Below are 16,857 nucleotides of genomic sequence, written 5' to 3'. Positions count from 1 at the left end.
GGGGTGGGCGATGGCAGGTCGGGTCACAGCGGTGAGCAGCAACGGGGCGTACTCGTTCAGCAAGCCCAATCGCGAGTCCGTCACGCTGCTTGCCGGCCTTGGCGTCGAAGGGGACGTCCACGCGGGGGAGACGATCCGCCATCAGTTCCGCATGACCTACGAGCCGGACCTGCCCAACCTGCGTCAGGTACACCTGATGCACGAGGAACTCTTCGACGAGCTCGCCCTCAAGGACTTTGCCGTCTCTGCGGGCCAGCTCGGCGAAAACATCACCACCCGAGGTGTTGACCTGCTCGGCCTTCCTACCGGCGCCCTGCTACACCTTGGCGAGCAGGCGGTGGTGGAGGTGACGGGGCTACGCAACCCGTGCGCGAAGATCAACGACTTCCGGCAGGGCCTGCTCGGAGAGGTCTTCGTCCTCGATCCCGTCTCGGGGGACTTCACTTTCAAGTCCGGCATCATGGCCGTGGTCCGCCACGGCGGCCCCGTCCGCCCGTACGACCACATCGAGGTCGAACTCCCGCCGGCCCCGCACCGCCCCCTGGAGCGTGTTTAAGGGGGACCCTCTGCACTCGGTGGGGGCGGACGTGGCTGAGTTCGGGAACTATGCGTCAGCAGGGACCTGGACGAAGCTCGGGTTGAGGCGGAAAAGTCGCTTTCGGTCGACAACCCATCCAACGGGAGCTTCAGCTGCCGCCGCATGCACCCCACCCCGAACTCATCCTTTCATCGGCCGAGTTGGGCCAGCAGCGTAGACGCTGCCCACTGGCAGGAAGCGTTCAAGGGCCTGATGGACCGCATCGCGGGCAGGTTCGCCCGGGTCGAACCCCGTCGCCGAATACGGCACCTGGTGCTGGGACTGCTCGCGGAACTGCCGCGGAAGAACTGCTGGACCATCGCCGAATGGGCCGGGGAGACGACTCCCGACGCCATGTGAGGCGGCCTCGGAGCTGCCGAGTGTCTCTTTGCAGGTCAGCGCGGCTGTAATGCAAAGCGCCTCGCGCAAGTTCCGACCACCGTGATCAACCGCCTGTGATCGCTCGTACAGCTCGTTCGGGTGCGCACCTCGTGCAGGCTTCAGTCATGGTGTCCAGGATTATCCCCACGATGTGTTTCCTCGTGGAGGTGGAAGAAGATGGCGACGTATGTCACGTTGCTGAACTGGACCGATCAAGGGGTCCGAAACTACAAGGACACTGCGAAACGCGCCGAGGCCTTCGCCGCAGCGGCACAGAAGCTCGGGGCGAAGCTTTTGAGTATCTACTGGACCGTCGGTCCATACGACCTCGTGGCCGTCGTCGAGGCGCCCGACGACGAAACCGCCACCGCGACACTCCTACAGCTCGGCGGAGTGGGCAACGTCCGTACCACGACTCTGCGGGCTTTCGGTCAAGAGGAGATGGATCGCATCATCGCCAAGGCTGGCTGAAGACCCCCACACGCTGGGTGGTGTTGTTTCCCCGGGTCAACGCAGCCCGTGTACGGCACTCGGCGTGGGAGGCGCGCATAGAGGCTCTGCGCAAGGCTGACGTAGAGCTCGTCCACAGTCCCGACGTCTGGCCATTGCATCCAGGCTGACGTGTCCCTGCAGCACTCGTCAGCCGTGCATCGCGGTGCTGTAGACGTACAGGGCGATCACACCGGCGACGCAGGCGAGGATCACCCATGAACCGAAACTGGTGTGCTTCCCACTGCCTATGGGTCGCGCGGCCTTCCCGGACTGATTGGACCGCTTGGACCGCCCGGGCGCTGCCCGTCCCGGCGCGACCGGCGCCACATCAGCCGCCGCCTCGGCAAGCAGGCGACGGCAGGTCGCGGCGAGCACTCCTGTACCGGCGGAGAGGGGCACCACGGCCTCCGAACGCGCCGGAGCGGTGGTGCCGCCGTCCAGGATGCGCCCCGCGCGTACGAGGACCTCGTCCCGGCCGCCCGCCGGAGCGAGGCTGATCCACCGCCGTACATGCTCACCCCGGATGACCACACCGCCGGACCGCTCCCGGTACACAGTGTGTTCCCGCCACAATATCTCCGCCAACTCCCCGGCGGTGTCTCTCAGTTGTGCGCTCACAACGCCTCCCCCTCCACCCCGCGGCGAATCGAACAAGCATCGCACTCTAGCGACAGGCGCAGAGCGGGGGTCCAGCAGCCCCCCAACGGCAGTGCCCGCCCCCGGGCATGAATCCAGTAATACGGGGACACATCAGCCTGGCCACACGGGAATGGCAGCGTATGCGTCCTGAAAGAACCGCGCCTACCTGCGCCGACGCGGCATCCGCTGCACTATCCCGGACAAGGCCGACCAGACCCGCAACCGCAAGAAGCTCGGCTCGCGTGGTGGCTGGCCGCCCAAGTTCGACGCCGAGGACTACAAGGCTCGGCACGCGGTCGAGTGCGGCATTAATCGCCTCAAAAGGCACCGCGCTGTGGCCACGAGATACGACAAGCTCGCGGTCCGCTACGAGGCCACTGTCCTCGTAGCGGCCATCAACGAGTGGCTGTGACCAGCACCGTCAGGAAAGGCGGGCGGAGGGCCAGTGGAGTTTAGGTGGTTCAGGGGTTGATGGTGTGTTCGGTGAACTGGCCACAGGAGCGGAACCCCAGGCGGCGGTAGACGGGCTCGCCGTCGGCTGACGCCTGCAAGACCGCGATGCGGTGATCTCGGTCGCGGGCCGTGCGGAGTGCCGCGAGCGTGATAGCACCGCCGTAGCCACGTCGGCGGTGGGCGGCCAGGGTGGAGATGTTGTAGATACCGGCGACCCCCGCGTGATGAAACACTTCAGCCGAACAGACCGGACGGCTCTCCATGTAGCCGACCAGGTACCGGGCCGGGCAGTGCGCGGCCAGTGCCTGCGGGGCGGCCTGGGCGAAGAAGCGGCGGACGGTGTCAGCAGGCGGGTCCCAGTTCGCGGCGAGAACCGTGGCGTAGTCGGCAAGCTGTTCGGGCGTGGCCACCGTCTGCATGTCCAGTCCTTGGACGGCGGGCAGTGGCAGGGTGTCGTCCAGCTCGGCCCACATGGCCGTCTCGCGTTCGGACGCCGACAGACCGGCCGCCGTCAGGCGGGCGGTGAGGTCCAGTGGTGTCGAGGCAGGCCCCACCCACCAGGAGAAACGGCGGCCAGTGCGGGCCAGCGTCCGAGCGGTCTCGGTGATACGTGCCGGGGCGGTGGCAGCGGTGAAGCGGGCCGCGGCAACGATGTTGAAAGTGTCGTCGTCCAGGCCGCTGTCGGCGACCAGGAGGTCACCAGCCTCTGTGACGGCCGCACCAGTCATGCTCCGATGCAGGTGACAGGCATGTTCCGCCAGGTTCCGTTCCATCCTGTCCATCAAGTCGGCTTCATTGAGGAAATGATCATTCATAGCGATTGATCCCAGCATGACTGGGCGAAGATCGCATGCGATTTTGGGTCGTCCGCCGACGCTGTCGCGCTGGCGACCAGCACATTCGATACACGGCCTAGTACTAGCCAGTTCGACCGCCTGCCGCGAGTGTGGTGGCGGGCCGCGGTGGACTCTTCGGAAAGCTGCTCCTGACCGCCCTCTGCGTGGCAGCGGAAGACCAGAGCGACGATGCCCCGGGCCGTGTTCTTGTAAACCCCGGTCAACCGGTCCACCTGGACCTTGATGCCGGTCTCTTCGTAGACCTCGCGGCGCACGCCGTCTTCGGGAGCCTCAGACAGTTCGAGCACGCCGCCCGGTAGCTCCCACGTTCCGTTGTCGGCTCGCCTGATCGTCAGCACCCGACCGTCTTCGCGAACGACCACACCGGCTACAGACGCGGAGTTGAGTGGCGTTGAGCAACACCCTCGCTGCGACCGGTGGCGCAACGACGCGCGAGCTGATGCAGCGCATGGGGCACTCGTCGGTTCGGGCCGCGCTGATCTATCAGCACCTGGTGAACGGGCGGGACCATGCGATCGCCGCTCATGTTGATGAGCAGATCAAAAAGGTCCGCCCGGCCGAGCCCTCCGGTGAGGGTCTGGAGGAGGCATCTGGCACGTGAGTGGCACGACGCCGCTCCCCCGCCGGAACGGTGGAGGAACGATCAAGGCCCAGGCTCCCGGTTTGATGCCGGTGACCTGGGCCTTTGTCGTACTTCCTGCTGGTGGGCGCGGACGGTTTCGAACCGCCGACATCTGCTTTGTAAGTTCGATCGAGCTACCGGCTCGCCGTGGGACCGCCATGTCATGAGCGGTGCGCCCACTCCGTGGGGCACCGCCGCGATCCGTATTCGTCCGTCCTCGTTGATGTCAGGCGTAGATGTCAGCGGCCCCGGTCAGACGATGGCACTCAGCTCCGGAGGCCGAGTCTGCCTTGCGTGGCAGTGCAGACTTGGCCTTGCGAAGTGTGGGTTGGCGGCAATCTGTCCACAGATAGCCCAGGTCCGCCGGGTGAGGTACGACGCGGTGCCGCCCTAGTCACCGCCGTGCCGCTGCCCATCCTGAAGTGTCCGGCCAGGCATGGAGTTCGAGCGCCGCTGCCGCGCCACGAAGATCGCCGCCACGACTGATATTGCCAGGAAGAGCAGGGCGCCCCCGCCTGAAATCACCGCCAGCAGGGCTGCCCCGCCGCCCCCGACATCCTCTTCACGGGCGACTACCTGTGGATCGTCCGCCTGGTATCGGACGGTTAGTCGAGTGCCGACAGAGTTCTTGCCTCCTCCGCTGCCTACCGGCAGATCCGCCACCACGGTTCGCCCAGCCACCTCGAACTTAACCTGGCAATGACCCACCATGCACGCGCCGCTCGTATGCAACGTCGCATGAGCCCGCTCGCCGTCTTGAAGGGAGCGTAGATGCTGGGCCGCCGGAAACATCACCAGCACCGACAGCGCGCCCAGTAGCAGCGCGAGCACCAGCGACATGAGTAGGGACGTACGAGGCCTCAAGCCACCTACGGCCGTGTTCTGCTGGTGCGCACTGGAGGCGCCTGCGTTTGATATGCCGTCCAAGTCCCTTACCATTCATTTCAGTTGCGTCGAAGTGGTGTGCTCGTCTCGCACATGGACTGCGCCTCGTATCCGTGTTGCTGAGCAGGGTAAACAGCGCGACAAGTTGCCATCATGTGTTGATGTCGGCACCCTGGACACGGCCCGGCTGCCCGCTGTCGGCAACGAAGGTGGGTGGAGTCTCAATGACCCGGTCAAGCGCCACAGCGCGGCCTGGAGCACCAGTTTGGAAGACCCCGTACGCGGGTGCGGGCTGACCTGGGAGAACGGTGACCTGCACCTTCGGTGTGAGGCATCCGTGGTTACCTCTCGTTCCCCGTTGCTTCCCCCTGGGTCGGGCACGGAGTGGGCACGGTGGACTGGTTGAATCAGTGGCGTGACGATTCCCACAGGCGAGCGCTACGAGATGTCCGCTGTGCACCTGGCGGTGGAGTCAGATGACTTGGCGGAGCTGACGCGCCTCCTGGACGCGGGTGCCGACCCGAATGAGTTCGACAGCTACAGCGGCTGGACCCCCTTGCTTCGGGCCGTCGATGGCGAAGCAGACGGCGCCGTGCAGACCGGAGCGCCGCTGCATGCTGCCGCGACTGCGGTCCTTCTTGCCTATGGGGCTGACCCTGAACGCCCCTCACGCGAAGGGCTTACCCCGATGCACCTCGCCTTCCAGTCACGTCACGAGATGGCCGTGCGGCTCATCGAGGCCCACACGGGTCGGCAACGTGGGTGAGTGCCCCGCCTTCGCCGGTTGCCCAAGCCCACCACTTACCCCGGCTCCCATCCCGTCCGCCGCATCAACATAAGGTTGTCTTGTCTCGGTTGATGCTTGACGTTGCGGCTTCACCTGATGCTTGACACCGCTTGCCTCGGCTTGGCTGTGTGCGTCTGACAGGCGTGTGCAGGGAGGGCCGGGGCCGTGCTGGTGGAGTTGAGCGTGGTCGAGCAGCGGTATCACGCGGTCATGGAGGTCGCCGCGGGGGTTCCGGTCACTCAAGTCGGGGCCCGGGATTCGTACTTGCGCACCCAGGAGTGCACCGACTGCCTCGACACCCCAAACCGCCGCCCACCGCCTCGTGGTCGACCGGGACGCCGGTCGATGCCCATCGGTCGGCGGCGGGCGCCGATCGCGTGCAGCGTCGCTACATCTCCCGCAACAATCTCCACCACCGCCAGCCCAAGCTCCGACACGAGCACAGCATTGATGTCTCCCATGCCGTACGAGACGGGCCTCGCCAGGCTGGAGTTACGCCGCAGGCCACAGTTCACCCAGCCGTGTTGCTGGGTCCGTGCGGGCCAGCTGCATCAAGGTAGTGGGACGCATACGCAGCAACCCGGCGGTCAGCGGCTTTCGGACGTCAGCCCGACTACTGCCTACGACCGGGCACGCACCTCGTTTGCGTGGCTGACGACAGCCCGGCCCGCATAGCTCCGAAGCCACTGGGTGCGGCGGACACGCTGCTGGAGGCGGGCGAGGAACCGACCGACCTCTCCCCCACGCCGCTCGCCGGGCTGCACGGCGGGCCCGGCTTCCATCCTGATCAGGACTGAGCGGCGGCGGCTCAGCGGTGAGGGATGCCGCCCAGCGCCGAGGGTGACTCCCTGGGGGCGGACCGGGGCCGGCGGAGCGCGAAAGAAACGGAAGCCCGTATTTTATGACGTCGGTCAGAGCGCTCCGGCAACCAACCGACGTACTTAGTAGACGCAGCGTGGAAGATATCTGAGGATTTGTCCGTTTTGGACTAGATTCGGATTCCGCCGCGCGCCCCGGAGTTCCGCCCGGCCGGCCCGCACGCCCGCTGCCCCGTGGTGTAAGGCTTCTGACGTCGCGACAGCTTTCCCTCCCGCCGCCATGTGCGGACTGGAGACCCGCGCCCTGCCCTGGCGAGGTCCTGGGACCTACGAGGCGACGTAGTGACGGGACCCTTTGCGCTCCCTGTCGAGCCGTTCTAAGAATGACGACCCACAGGACGTCGCTGCAGTTCAAAACCGGTGTTCACGCAGAGTCGACCGCGCACCGGGCGCTCGGCGTCACCGAGTGAGTAGGAGCCCCCACATGAAGTCGTCCCGAACGTCCGCGAGACTCCTCGCCCTCGCTCTCGGCCTGGGTCTGGCCTCCAGCGCGCTGGGCACGGCGGTGCCGGCGAGCGCCCAGACGGCCGCCACCCCGTCCGCTTCCGCCGGTACCTCCGTGGCGCGGTACGACAGGTCGGTTGAGGAGGCCGCGAACAACAAGGCGTTCTTCGACGCTGTGCTCAAGTCGGTCGCCGAGAAGCGGGCCGCCCAGCCCAACGCGCAGGCGGTGACCGTCTACTACAACGCCTCCCAGGCACCGAGCTTCCGTTCGCAGATATCGAGCGCGGCCTCGATCTGGAACAGCTCCGAGTCCAACGTCAAGCTTCAGGAGGCTTCGAGCGGTGCCGACTTCTCCTACCACGAGGGCAACTACCCGCGCGGGTCCTACGCCTCCAGCAACGGCCACGGACGCGGCTACATCTTCCTTGACTACGCCCAGAACCAGCAGAACGACTCGGTCCGCGTCGTCACCCACGAGACCGGGCACGTGCTGGGCCTGCCGGACGACTACAGCGGGCCGTGCAGTGAGCTGATGTCGGGCGGCGGCCCTGGCCCGTCCTGCACCAACCGCTACCCGAACGCCACCGAGCGCTCGCGTGTCGACCAGCTGTGGGCCACCGGACTCGCGCAGGCCCCGGGCACGGTGAACCAGCCCGCTGACCACCTGAGCGCTGCACCGCCGGTACGGACCGTGGCGCCGGGCCACGGTCCGGGGCGTCCGCTCCACAACACGTCCTGGAATTGATTGCGTTCCCAAGTGGGAAGCGGCTCGCTGTCGAGCATGGCTTCAGCCACATGCTCAAGACGGTCGTCTGAGCACTCTTGCAGGCTGGCCGACAGACGCTGGTGCTTTATATGGCTGTCCTGGGAGGGCGGAGCCGGGAGGCGAAGCCAACCGCCCACTGATTGGTGACCTTGAACGTGGCCGCTGCGCAAGCTGCCGTCCGGCCGCTTTCAAGCTCGGTATCCCGGTCCGGATGGTCTGCTGCGTTCGGCCCCGGAGACCTTCCCCACCCAGACTGACGCCGATCGCTGGCTGGTGCGCAAGGAAGCCGAGATCATCGAGGGGCGCTGGCGGAATCCGGACGAGGAGATCGTGTTCGGTGTGTACGCCGGTGTCTGGTTCAAGGAGCGGGACTACGCGGCCACGACGTGGGAACGCAACGGCAGTGCACTGCGTCTGCACGTCCTGCCTACCTTCGAGCGCACCGTGCTGAGTGAGATCACGACGCCGCAGATCCGGCGTTGGCGGGCGGATCTCCTGGACGCGGGTGTAGGTGAGCCGACGGTGGCCAAGGCGTATCAGGTCCTTCGGGCCATCATGAACACGGCGGTGGACGACGGCGTCATTCAGCGCAGTCCGTGCCGCATCAAGGGTGCTGGTGCCGCGAAAACTGCCGAACGGCCATTCCTCGAAGTCGCGGAAGTCTTCCAGCTCGCCGAGGCCGTGCCCGTGAGGTTCCGCGTGTTCATCCTCCTGGCTGCCTTCACCGGTCTTCGCTTCGGAGAGCTGGCCGCTCTGCAGCGCCGTGACGTGTGACCTTGAGCGGCGCACCGTCTCCGTACGTCGCGCGCTCGCCGAGACGCGGTCAGACGGGCTGCTGATCAAAGCCCCCAAGAGCGCGGCCGGCGTCCGTACCGTCGCGTTCCCGGCATCGCTGAAAGCCGAGCTCGCCACGCATCTCGACAAGCACGCCGAGTCGAGCCGTACGGGTCTGGTATTCACCGGAGCACGAGGCGGCCAGCTTCGTCGGAACAACTTCCGCCGCATCTGGCTGCGGGCGGTCGAGGAGGCCGGACTCGGGGACGTGCACTTTCACGACCTCCGACACACGGGCAACACCCTCGCTGCGACCGGTGGCGCAACGACGCGCGAGCTGATGCAGCGCATGGGGCACTCGTCGGCGCGGGCCGCGCTGATCTATCAGCACCTGGTGAACGGGCGGGACCATGCGATCGCCGCTCATGTTGATGAGCAGATCAAAAAGGTCCGCCCGGCCGAGCCCTCCGGTGAGGGTCTGGAGGAGGCATCTGGCACGTGAGTGGCACGACGCCGCTCCCCCGCCGGAACGGTGGAGGAACGATCAAGGCCCAGGCTCCCGGTTTGATGCCGGTGACCTGGGCCTTTGTCGTACTGACTACTGGTGGGCGCGGACGGTTTCGAACCGCCGACATCTGCTTTGTAAGAGCAGCGCTCTACCCCTGAGCTACGCACCCGTGGATGAAGCAACAGCGTACATGGCACAGGGCCCATGCTCACAAACGGTTGTCCGGACCGGCGGGGAGACGGGGGATATCCCCACCCCGCTTACGGTAGCCGCCCGGATTCTCCCCGGGCCGGCTCGCTCTCTACGGTGGATCCACACCGGCGGGACAGCCCGCTGGACCGGATGGGGGATCGATCACCGTGGCACTCCGCACCCACACCCGCACCCGCGCTCGCACCCGGCCCCGCGCGCTCGTCGCGTCCGGCGGGGCTGTCCTCGCCGCCCTGGCCCTCACCGGTTGCGGCAGCGCGGATGTGGACGACGCGCCGGCCGAGCACAGGTCGTTCGCGCTGAGCGGGAAGACGCTGACCATCGAATCCGGCGGTACGACCGTTGAGCTCGTGCCGGCCGATGTGCGCAAGGTCGAGGTGACCCGGCGCGTCGACGGGTGGGTGGTGCTCGGGAACGGGCCCGATGCCCGGTGGTCGATGCGGGACGGCACGCTCACGCTGCGGGTGAAGTGCGACGCTTTGATCAGTAACTGCGGGTCGCGCCACCAGGTGAAGGTGCCGCGTGGCGTCGCGGTGACGGTCAACGGGGACAACGGGCGGATCCTCGCGTCCGGGTTCGACACTCCTCTCACGCTCCACTCCGACAACGGAAAGGTGACCGTGCGTGACTCCAGCGGTCCGCTGAAGCTGGCGAGCGACAACGGGGGCCTCGTCACGGAGCGGATCTCCAGCAGGTCCGTCTCCGCGCGCTCGGACAACGGGGGGATCCGGCTCGGGTTCAGCGCGGTGCCGGATCTGGTGGACACCGTCAGCGACAACGGCCGGGTGACCATCGATCTGCCGAGCGGTTCGCAGGCGTACGCGGTGACTGCCACCGCGAGGAACGGGCGCATCTCGGTGAAGGTGCCGCGCAGCGACGGCAGTCCTCATGTGGTGAAGGCGCACAGCGACAACGGTCAGATCACGGTGCGAACGGCGAACTAACCGGCCCGTGTGTTCGTCCTTACCTGGTGGGAGAATGTACCGGGCAGGGCGAAACGGCACGGGAGAGGGATGTGACGGCGACAGACGCGCGGCCGCAGGCAGGAGCGGGTGCCATTTCCGCCGTCAGGGACGTCCTCGGGTTGATGCTGCTGCCGGTGCCGTTGCTCGCCGCCGCGCTGTCGGCCGCTTTCGCCGGTGGAGGTACGCGGCGCTGGTTCGGCGGCCGCGGGGAGAGCCAGCGGGTCGAGGCGCAGGCGGCGAAGGATGCGGCCGCGGAGGCGTTCTACGAGCTGGACACCGCTCAGCGCGATCTGCAGATCTCGATCGAGACGATCACCGCGGTGGACAGTTCGCCCGCCGCGCGCAAGGTCGTGGACGACTTCGCTGCTCTGGGGCGGCGGATCGACGAGGCGAGCCATGCGTACATCACGGCGGTGGACGCGCACGACCTGGACCGGGACGATCTCGAACCGGCGATCGCGGCGCGTGCCAGGACGGAACTGACGGGCGCCAAGGACGAGCTCGTACGGGTCAAGGGCGAGCTCGACCGGTTCGCCCAGGGACTCGGTCCGCTCCTGGGAAACGCGGAGACAGAGCTCGCCCGGCTCGCGCCCGCTGTGGAGCGGGCCCGGCAGGCGCTGCTCGGTGCGAGCAATGCTCTCGACGCCGTGCGCGCGTCCGGGCTGCGGGCGGACGATCTCGCCGCGCGCCTGGCGGCCCTCGCCCCCGAACTGACCAAGCTCAACCAGGGCGCCGGCCGGCACGGCGTGCAGGAGACGCTGCTCCGCGCCGATCAGGTGCTGCGCGGTGCGGAAGCCGTACGGGCGGAGGCGGCGCAGCTTCCCGAGCGTGCCGCCGAGATCGACCACCGGCTGGTGTCGCTGCGGACCCGTGCCCAGGCGCTGACCACCCGCGCGGGCTCGGTGGAGCCGGTGCTGAGTGAGCTGAGGCGGCGTTTCTCGGCCGCGTGCTGGCAGGACCTCCAGCCGGTTCCGGAGCAGGCGGCGGTCAATGTGCGGCAGGCCGAGGAGAAGCTCAAGGAGGCGGCCAAGGCGCGGGACGAGCAGCGCTGGGCGGATGCGACCTCGCGGCTCTCCACCGTACGGGCCCTGCTGAACGCGACGGACGAGGCGGTGTCCGCGGCCGGTGACCGGCTGCACCGGCTCGACGCCGTGGCCAAGGATCCGCAGCAGGAGATCCAGCGGACCCGGTTCGCGATCCGGGACGCACAGCGTCTGGCCATGGCGGGCCGCAACACGCCCGACCCGCGCCATGCCCGTCCGCTGGACGACGGGGTGGCCCGGCTGGAGCGCGCCGTCGCCGGACTGGAGGGCCGCCACCCCGACTACTGGCACTTTCTGACCGAGACGGAAGCGGTGCGGCAGACGGCTGCGAGGGTGGTCTCCGAGATCCGTGAGGAGCGTGGCGCCGGGGGCTGAGCCGAGTTGTCGGGGCCCGGGGCGGGGCGGATCATGGTGGTAGTTCGAAGGAGGCCACCACCATGGCCCACACTCATGCTCCGCGTCTCCCGCATCACCCGCAGCGAGCGGCGCGAGGTCCGGCAGGACCCGGCAGAATGGCCCGGCTCGACGAGCATCTCCCGGTCGATCACCGGCTCAGCAGCGTCTACCGCGTCGGGGCAGGGCTGATGGGACTGGTGCTGCTTGCCTTCGGCATCCTGGGGGTCATCGACAAGATCGGCTTCTTCGACACGGGTGGTGCCACCGTCGCGGGCCTGAACACCAACGGCGCACTCAGCGTCCTGTCCATCTGCGTCGGCCTGCTCCTGTTCATCGGAATGGTGATCGGCGGCAACTTCGCCTCGACGCTCAACATGGTCCTCGGTATCGCGTTCATCCTCAGTGGCTTCATCAATCTCGCGCTGCTCGACACGGACTACAACTTCCTGGCCTTCCACCTGCAGAACGTGCTGTTCAGCTTTGTCGTCGGGCTGATGCTGATGATGTTCGGGATGTACGGCAGGGTCAGTGGCGGGCTCCCGCACGACAACCCGTACTGGCAGGCCCGCCATCCCGAGCAGGCAGCCCAGGAGCTGCGCCTCAGGCGACGGCAGTCCATGCCGATTACCCGGTCGTAGGAGCGGCGCCGTCGCGGCGGTGCGCCGTCCCCGTACCGTCCCTGGGTCCTGTTGCCGGATACCGCTGCCGGGCAGCGCCGCCGGTTAGCCTGGGGTCATGCCTCGTTACGAGTACCGCTGCCGCTCCTGCGGAGACACGTTCGAACTCAGCCGTCCGATGGCCGAGTCCTCGGCCCCTGCCTCCTGCCCCGCCGGGCACGAGGACACCGTGAAGCTCCTCTCCACCGTGGCTGTGGGCGGGGGTTCGGCCAAGTCCGCGCCCGCCGCCCCGTCGGGTGGCGGTGGCGGCGGGGGCTGCTGCGGTGGGGGTTGCTGCGGCTGACCCGGCCGCGGCGCTCGACCCAGCGGGCGGGCGCTACCTCCTGCGGGAGAGTGTCAGCCCGTCCGCCACGGTGAGCATCACGCTGTCCATCCGCGGGTCGGCGGCCACATGCTCGTTGAACTCCTTGATCGCCGCCGCCCCGCCGGTCGCCTGCGGGTCGGTCACGCCGCCGTGGAACAGCACGTTGTCGGTGACGACGAGGCCGCCTTGCCGCATGCGGGGCACCAGCTCCTCCCAGTACGGGATGTAGTTGCCCTTGTCCGCGTCCAGATAGGCGAGATCGATGTGCGGTCGGGACGGCATCGCCCTCAGCGTGTCGAGCGCGGGAGCGATGCGCAGCTCGATCCGGTCGGCGACGCCTGCCTTCTCCCACGCCTCCCGGCCGTAGGCGGTCCACTCCTCCGAGATGTCGCAGGCGATCAGCCGCCCGTCGGCAGGCAGCGCCTGCGCCATGGCCAGGGCGGAGAACCCGGTGAATGTCCCGACCTCGACGATGTGCCGGGCCCCGGTCAGCCGTACGAGGAAGGCGAGCAGTGGCCCCTGCTCCTCGGCGGACTGCATGCCTGCCTGATCGGGAAGGCGCGCGTATGTGGTCTCGACGAGCTCACGCTGCACCGCGTCGAGCGGCGGATTGTGCGCCAGCATGTACGCGTACAACTCGTCCGTGATCTTGGTTTCGTTTCCCTTGCTCATCGCAGACTCTCTTCGTGCCTGCCGGGCAGGCTGGTCAGGTCCCCGAGTACCGGAGTACGGCGGGAACGCGGCGGCTGCCAGCCACTGTTCCCTGTCGGTCCGAGCTTGTCGAAGATCGTGTCGACGTGTTTCTCCGCGCACCGGTGGAGCAGTTCGGCGACGGCCGCAATTCAGAGACCGTGCCGGGGGACGGAAGCCCGAATGAATCGGCGGAGGATCTCCTCGCCCGCCGCCACACCACGTTCCGTCAGGACGTCGACGTGCGGGGCACTCCAGTCGGTGTCGGCGAGTTCGCCATGGCCCGGACGCCAGGCGAGGTCGGCGGCGAGGAGCAGATCGGCGTCGAGGAGCGAGTCGCCGGCGGCGAGGGTGAGCGTGGCGCCGGCGCGGCGGGCGACCTCGTGCATCGCGGCGCTCTTGGTGAGCGGCTTGGGCACGGCGTAGATCTTGCGGCCCTGGAGGGACATGGTCCAGCCGCGGGGCCCCGCCCACTCGGCCAGCTCCTGCAGCCAGTCCGTGGGCAGCAGCGAGCGTTCCACGACGAGATAGGCGAAGAGGTCCTCGGCGACCCGTTCCTTCAGCAGCCAGGCGGGGTCTGCGGCGGCCACGAGGTGGGCGCGGACCTCGGCGAGCGAGGCGCACTCGTCGGCCAGCCGGCGGGCCACCCGGTCCTGCCAGTCGGAATCCGAGACGCCGTCGACCAGGAGATGTCCCCCGTTGGCGCAGATGGCGAACTTCGGTGCGGGGCCGGGGAACTGGATGCGGTGGTACTGCTCGCGGGTACGGGTGGTCGTGGGTACGAAGACCGTGGTGCGGGCCAGTTCGTCGACGAGTGCGGCGGCCGTCTCCGTCATGTAGGAGAGCGGCTTGTTCCCGTACACCTCGACGCAGAGCAGCCGGGGGGCGTCCGCGTCCGGCATGGCGAGCTGGAGTGCCGCCGTCGAATAGATGAGGGTGCGGTCGAGGTCGCTGGCGACCAGCGTCACAGGGGTGGTCGGGGTGGTCGTAGTGGCCGGGTGGGTCACTGTGACGCCACCGCCTTGCCGTCCGCGCCCGTCGCTCCGCGGGTGTACTTCGGATGGATCAGTCCGACGCACGTGTACGGGAGACCGTCGACCTCCTCGACCGGCACGCCGCGCTGCTCGGCCAGCAGCCGGATGTGTTCGAGGTCGGCACCGACGCCGCGCTTGGCGAGGATCTTCCAGGGGACACGTCGCAGCAGTACGCGGGTGGTCTCGCCGACGCCCGGCTTGACCAGGTTCACATCGTGGATGCCGTACTCCTCGCTGATGCGCTCGACGGCCGCCCAGCCCTCCCAGGTGGGGGCGCGGTCGGCCGTGAGCAGCTCCTTGACCTCGGCGTCCACGGCGTCGACGACCTCGTCGAAGTGGGCGGCGACGGTGTCGAGGAAGTGACCGGACACATCGGCTTCCGCGAGCTCCCGGTAGAACTTCGCGCCGTGGAAGTCATGGGGGCCGACCAGGTCGGACCGGAGGACGGTACGGGAGATCAGCCCGGAGACAGTGGAGTTGAGGCAGGCGGACGGGATGAGGAAGTCCTCGCGGGTGCCGTAGGTGCGGACGCAGCCGCCCGGGTCGGCGAGGACCGCGATCTCGGGGTCGAAGCCGTCGAACTCTTCGAGTGCGGCGGCCAGTTCGCGGGTGATGGCGCCCTTGCCGGTCCAGCCGTCGACGAAGACGACGTCTGCGGGGTCGTGGTGGGTGGCCAGCCAGCGCAGGGCGTTCGCGTCGATGCCCCGGCCGCGCACGATGGAGACGGCGTAGTGCGGCAGATCGAGCCCGTGACGGTGCTGGGCCCAGCGGCGCATCAGCACGCCGACCGGGGTTCCGGCCCGTGCGAGGGAGACCAGGACGGGGCGGGGGGTCCGCTCGGCGAGGACCGTCTCGGTGACGGTTCCGACGGCCCGCGCGATGCGGGCCGCCGACAGGTCCAGGGCCGCCTTGAACAGGTCCTGGTACTCGGCCGACGGCTGGTACTCGACGGGCAGCGACTCGGCGTAGTGCGCGCCGCCGCTCTGTATCGCCTCCTCGCGCTCCTCGGTGGGCGCCTCCAGCTCGGTGTCCGAGAGGTCCTGGAGCAGCCAGCCGACTTCTTCCGGCGCGTAGGAGGAGAAGGCCGGGCCACGGAGGGGCTCGGACAGCATGGGAGGTTCCTGCCGTTCGGGGGCGGTGAAGGGGGCGGACGACGGGACGTACGAGGGGACGACGGCCAGCAGGACGTGGGTGGTGTGCGCGGCGAGTTCCGCCAGCAGGCCGTCCGGGGCGTGCAGTTCCGGGGTGTCGGCGGCGGAGTCGACGACGACGACCACGGCGTCGAAACCGGCGTCCGCGACGTTGTACGCGTAGCGGACGCCGGGGCCGTCGGCCGGGTTGTCGTGGGCCGGGAAGACCAGCCGGCTCCGTATCGCGTAGCCGGGGTCGTTCACGGCGAGGACGGGGGACCGTGTGGTGGTCGAGTAGCGCACCTCGGCGTCGGTGTGCTCCTCCAGGGCGGTGCTCAGCCGGAGCGGTGCGTACATCAGCTCCTCGAAGCCGAGGACGAGTATGCGGCGGGCTTCACCGCCCAGGGCGCCGGCGATGCGGGCAGCCATGGCGGGAAGGGCCGATTCGAGCGTCTCGCGGTGGGCGGGGGTGAAGCCGTGCCGTCCGCCGTCGGGCACGCCGGCGGGCCACTCCAGCTCCACCCGGGTGCACGGGCTGCCGGCCCCTGCCGCGCCGGCCCGGGCGGGTTCCCGTTCCCGCTCGTGGGCGGCGACCAGGGCCTGGCCCTTCTCCAGAACGCCGTCCGGGAGCCGGACCGTACCCGTACCCCTGGCCACCAGGTCGACGCGGGCGCCGATCTCGGCGGCGAACCCGGTCAGCCGTTCGCGGTCGGCCGCCGACCGCATGTCCACCAGAGCCACGATGACGTAGCGGTCGCGCGGGTACAGCTCGTGCAGTACGCGGATCGTGTTGAGCACGGTGTTGCCCGTGGAGAATTCGTCGTCCACCAGCACGAGCGGCGCCCCGCTCCCGCGCGCCAGCAAGGCGGGGTCCTCCGGCAGCAGCAGATGCGATGTCGCGTGCGAGTGCGACTCCTCGAAGCCGCCCGCCCGGGCCACGCCCTCGACCGGACGCCGCGTCGAGTGGAGGTACGGGACCACGCCCAGCCCGTCGGCGACCGCGTGGCCGAGGCCGGTGGCCGTCTCCGCGTACCCGAGCACCACCGCCCGGCGGGCCTCCGCCTCCCCGAGGAGCGCGCGCACGCTCAGGCCGAGCTCGAACCCCGCGCCGTACACCACGGACGGCCGCTGCGGCACATGCTTGCCCAGCACATTGGAGACGAGCAGATGGGCCCGCTTGGGGTTGCGGCGCAGGGCGAGGCCCAGCAGCTCCCGCAGCTCGCCGTCACCTTCGGGCTTCCCGTTGCCGACGAGCTCGACGCCCAGTCGCTCCGCCACCCAGCTACCCGACCACACCACGTTCGCCGTCTCTTTCCTTGCTGCGCGCTCGCTCATCGAGACGCGC

At 68.5% G+C, this 16,857-nt stretch carries 18 protein-coding genes, 1 tRNA gene and 2 pseudogenes; 13 read left to right on the top strand and 8 right to left on the bottom strand.

The window, feature by feature from the left end; all coding sequences use genetic code 11:
* The first annotated feature begins 10 nt into the window (after positions 1 to 10).
* The 3 genes and pseudogenes from OH809_RS29655 to OH809_RS29645 all read left to right on the top strand — a co-directional run bounded on the left by OH809_RS29655 (position 11) and on the right by OH809_RS29645 (position 1,429).
* Entirely contained in the window at positions 11 to 556 is a 546-nt protein-coding gene (locus tag OH809_RS29655; RefSeq protein ID WP_406515868.1) for an MOSC domain-containing protein, read from the top strand.
* A gap of 234 nt (positions 557 to 790) precedes the next feature.
* Positions 791 to 934, top strand: a pseudogene (locus tag OH809_RS29650) (IS701 family transposase); the annotation flags it as partial.
* A gap of 201 nt (positions 935 to 1,135) precedes the next feature.
* Positions 1,136 to 1,429: a GYD domain-containing protein gene (locus OH809_RS29645; protein WP_366134162.1), complete on the top strand. Its 294-nt coding sequence runs from the start codon at positions 1,136 to 1,138 to the stop codon at positions 1,427 to 1,429.
* A gap of 168 nt (positions 1,430 to 1,597) precedes the next feature.
* Here OH809_RS29645 and OH809_RS29640 read toward each other — a convergent pair whose 3' ends face one another.
* The 3 genes from OH809_RS29640 to OH809_RS29630 all read right to left on the bottom strand — a co-directional run bounded on the left by OH809_RS29640 (position 1,598) and on the right by OH809_RS29630 (position 3,737).
* Positions 1,598 to 2,068: a hypothetical protein gene (locus tag OH809_RS29640; protein WP_406419089.1), complete on the bottom strand. Its 471-nt coding sequence runs from the start codon at positions 2,066 to 2,068 to the stop codon at positions 1,598 to 1,600.
* A gap of 482 nt (positions 2,069 to 2,550) precedes the next feature.
* Complete coding sequence (locus tag OH809_RS29635) at positions 2,551 to 3,315, bottom strand: GNAT family N-acetyltransferase (protein ID WP_406419090.1); 765 nt, start codon at positions 3,313 to 3,315, stop codon at positions 2,551 to 2,553.
* Between the two features lie 38 nt (positions 3,316 to 3,353).
* Entirely contained in the window at positions 3,354 to 3,737 is a 384-nt protein-coding gene (locus OH809_RS29630) for an NUDIX domain-containing protein (protein ID WP_406419092.1), read from the bottom strand.
* Between the two features lie 53 nt (positions 3,738 to 3,790).
* On the opposite strand from OH809_RS29630, the gene OH809_RS29625 reads away from it, so the two are divergent.
* Positions 3,791 to 4,000, top strand: a complete 210-nt coding sequence (locus tag OH809_RS29625) for a hypothetical protein (RefSeq protein WP_406419094.1) — start codon at positions 3,791 to 3,793, stop codon at positions 3,998 to 4,000.
* Positions 4,001 to 4,411: 411 nt separating this feature from the next.
* Here the strand turns inward: OH809_RS29625 and OH809_RS29620 are convergent, their stop codons facing one another.
* Complete coding sequence (locus OH809_RS29620; RefSeq protein ID WP_406419096.1) at positions 4,412 to 4,861, bottom strand: DUF3592 domain-containing protein; 450 nt, start codon at positions 4,859 to 4,861, stop codon at positions 4,412 to 4,414.
* Positions 4,862 to 5,321: 460 nt separating this feature from the next.
* On the opposite strand from OH809_RS29620, the gene OH809_RS29615 reads away from it, so the two are divergent.
* From OH809_RS29615 to OH809_RS29595, 5 genes and pseudogenes are all read left to right on the top strand, one after another.
* A complete protein-coding gene (locus tag OH809_RS29615) occupies positions 5,322 to 5,672 on the top strand; it encodes an ankyrin repeat domain-containing protein (RefSeq protein ID WP_406419098.1) in 351 nt (116 codons plus the stop codon).
* A 695-nt stretch (positions 5,673 to 6,367) separates the two neighbouring features.
* Positions 6,368 to 6,490 (top strand): annotated as a pseudogene (locus OH809_RS29610) (polyphosphate kinase 2); the annotation flags it as partial.
* 505 nt (positions 6,491 to 6,995) lie between these two features.
* A complete protein-coding gene (snpA, locus tag OH809_RS29605; protein ID WP_406419100.1) occupies positions 6,996 to 7,760 on the top strand; it encodes a snapalysin in 765 nt (254 codons plus the stop codon).
* Between the two features lie 294 nt (positions 7,761 to 8,054).
* Positions 8,055 to 8,555 carry a tyrosine-type recombinase/integrase gene (locus OH809_RS29600; RefSeq protein WP_406419102.1) on the top strand — a complete coding sequence of 167 codons (501 nt, stop codon included), beginning with the start codon at positions 8,055 to 8,057 and terminating at the stop codon, positions 8,553 to 8,555.
* Complete coding sequence (locus tag OH809_RS29595; protein ID WP_406419104.1) at positions 8,545 to 9,057, top strand: tyrosine-type recombinase/integrase; 513 nt, start codon at positions 8,545 to 8,547, stop codon at positions 9,055 to 9,057. Before OH809_RS29600 ends, OH809_RS29595 begins: the two co-directional genes overlap by 11 nt.
* A 100-nt stretch (positions 9,058 to 9,157) precedes the next feature.
* Here the strand turns inward: OH809_RS29595 and OH809_RS29590 are convergent.
* Positions 9,158 to 9,232: transfer RNA gene (locus tag OH809_RS29590), tRNA-Val, on the bottom strand.
* A 184-nt stretch (positions 9,233 to 9,416) separates the two neighbouring features.
* On the opposite strand from OH809_RS29590, the gene OH809_RS29585 reads away from it, so the two are divergent.
* The 4 genes from OH809_RS29585 (at position 9,417) to OH809_RS29570 (ending at position 12,637) form a co-directional block, all read left to right on the top strand.
* Positions 9,417 to 10,217, top strand: coding sequence for a hypothetical protein (locus OH809_RS29585; RefSeq protein WP_406424910.1), 801 nt, complete (start codon positions 9,417 to 9,419; stop codon positions 10,215 to 10,217).
* Between the two features lie 71 nt (positions 10,218 to 10,288).
* Positions 10,289 to 11,656, top strand: coding sequence for a hypothetical protein (locus OH809_RS29580; protein WP_406419106.1), 1,368 nt, complete (start codon positions 10,289 to 10,291; stop codon positions 11,654 to 11,656).
* Between the two features lie 62 nt (positions 11,657 to 11,718).
* On the top strand, positions 11,719 to 12,315 hold the full coding sequence (locus OH809_RS29575) for a DUF4383 domain-containing protein (protein WP_406419108.1): 597 nt from the start codon (positions 11,719 to 11,721) through the stop codon (positions 12,313 to 12,315).
* A 97-nt stretch (positions 12,316 to 12,412) separates the two neighbouring features.
* Positions 12,413 to 12,637, top strand: coding sequence for a zinc ribbon domain-containing protein (locus tag OH809_RS29570; RefSeq protein ID WP_327246529.1), 225 nt, complete (start codon positions 12,413 to 12,415; stop codon positions 12,635 to 12,637).
* A 33-nt stretch (positions 12,638 to 12,670) separates the two neighbouring features.
* Here OH809_RS29570 and OH809_RS29565 read toward each other — a convergent pair whose 3' ends face one another.
* From OH809_RS29565 to OH809_RS29555, 3 genes are all read right to left on the bottom strand, one after another.
* A complete protein-coding gene (locus OH809_RS29565; protein ID WP_406419111.1) occupies positions 12,671 to 13,330 on the bottom strand; it encodes an O-methyltransferase in 660 nt (219 codons plus the stop codon).
* A 170-nt stretch (positions 13,331 to 13,500) separates the two neighbouring features.
* Positions 13,501 to 14,355: an HAD family hydrolase gene (locus OH809_RS29560; RefSeq protein WP_406419113.1), complete on the bottom strand. Its 855-nt coding sequence runs from the start codon at positions 14,353 to 14,355 to the stop codon at positions 13,501 to 13,503.
* A complete protein-coding gene (locus tag OH809_RS29555) occupies positions 14,352 to 16,847 on the bottom strand; it encodes a phosphoribosyltransferase (protein WP_406515867.1) in 2,496 nt (831 codons plus the stop codon). Before OH809_RS29555 ends, OH809_RS29560 begins: the two co-directional genes overlap by 4 nt.
* Positions 16,848 to 16,857 lie beyond the last annotated feature (10 nt).

Source organism: Streptomyces sp. NBC_00873 (assembly GCF_045207415.1).
Taxonomy (GTDB): domain Bacteria; phylum Actinomycetota; class Actinomycetes; order Streptomycetales; family Streptomycetaceae; genus Streptomyces.
This window is presented reverse-complemented; position numbering and strand designations above follow the sequence as displayed.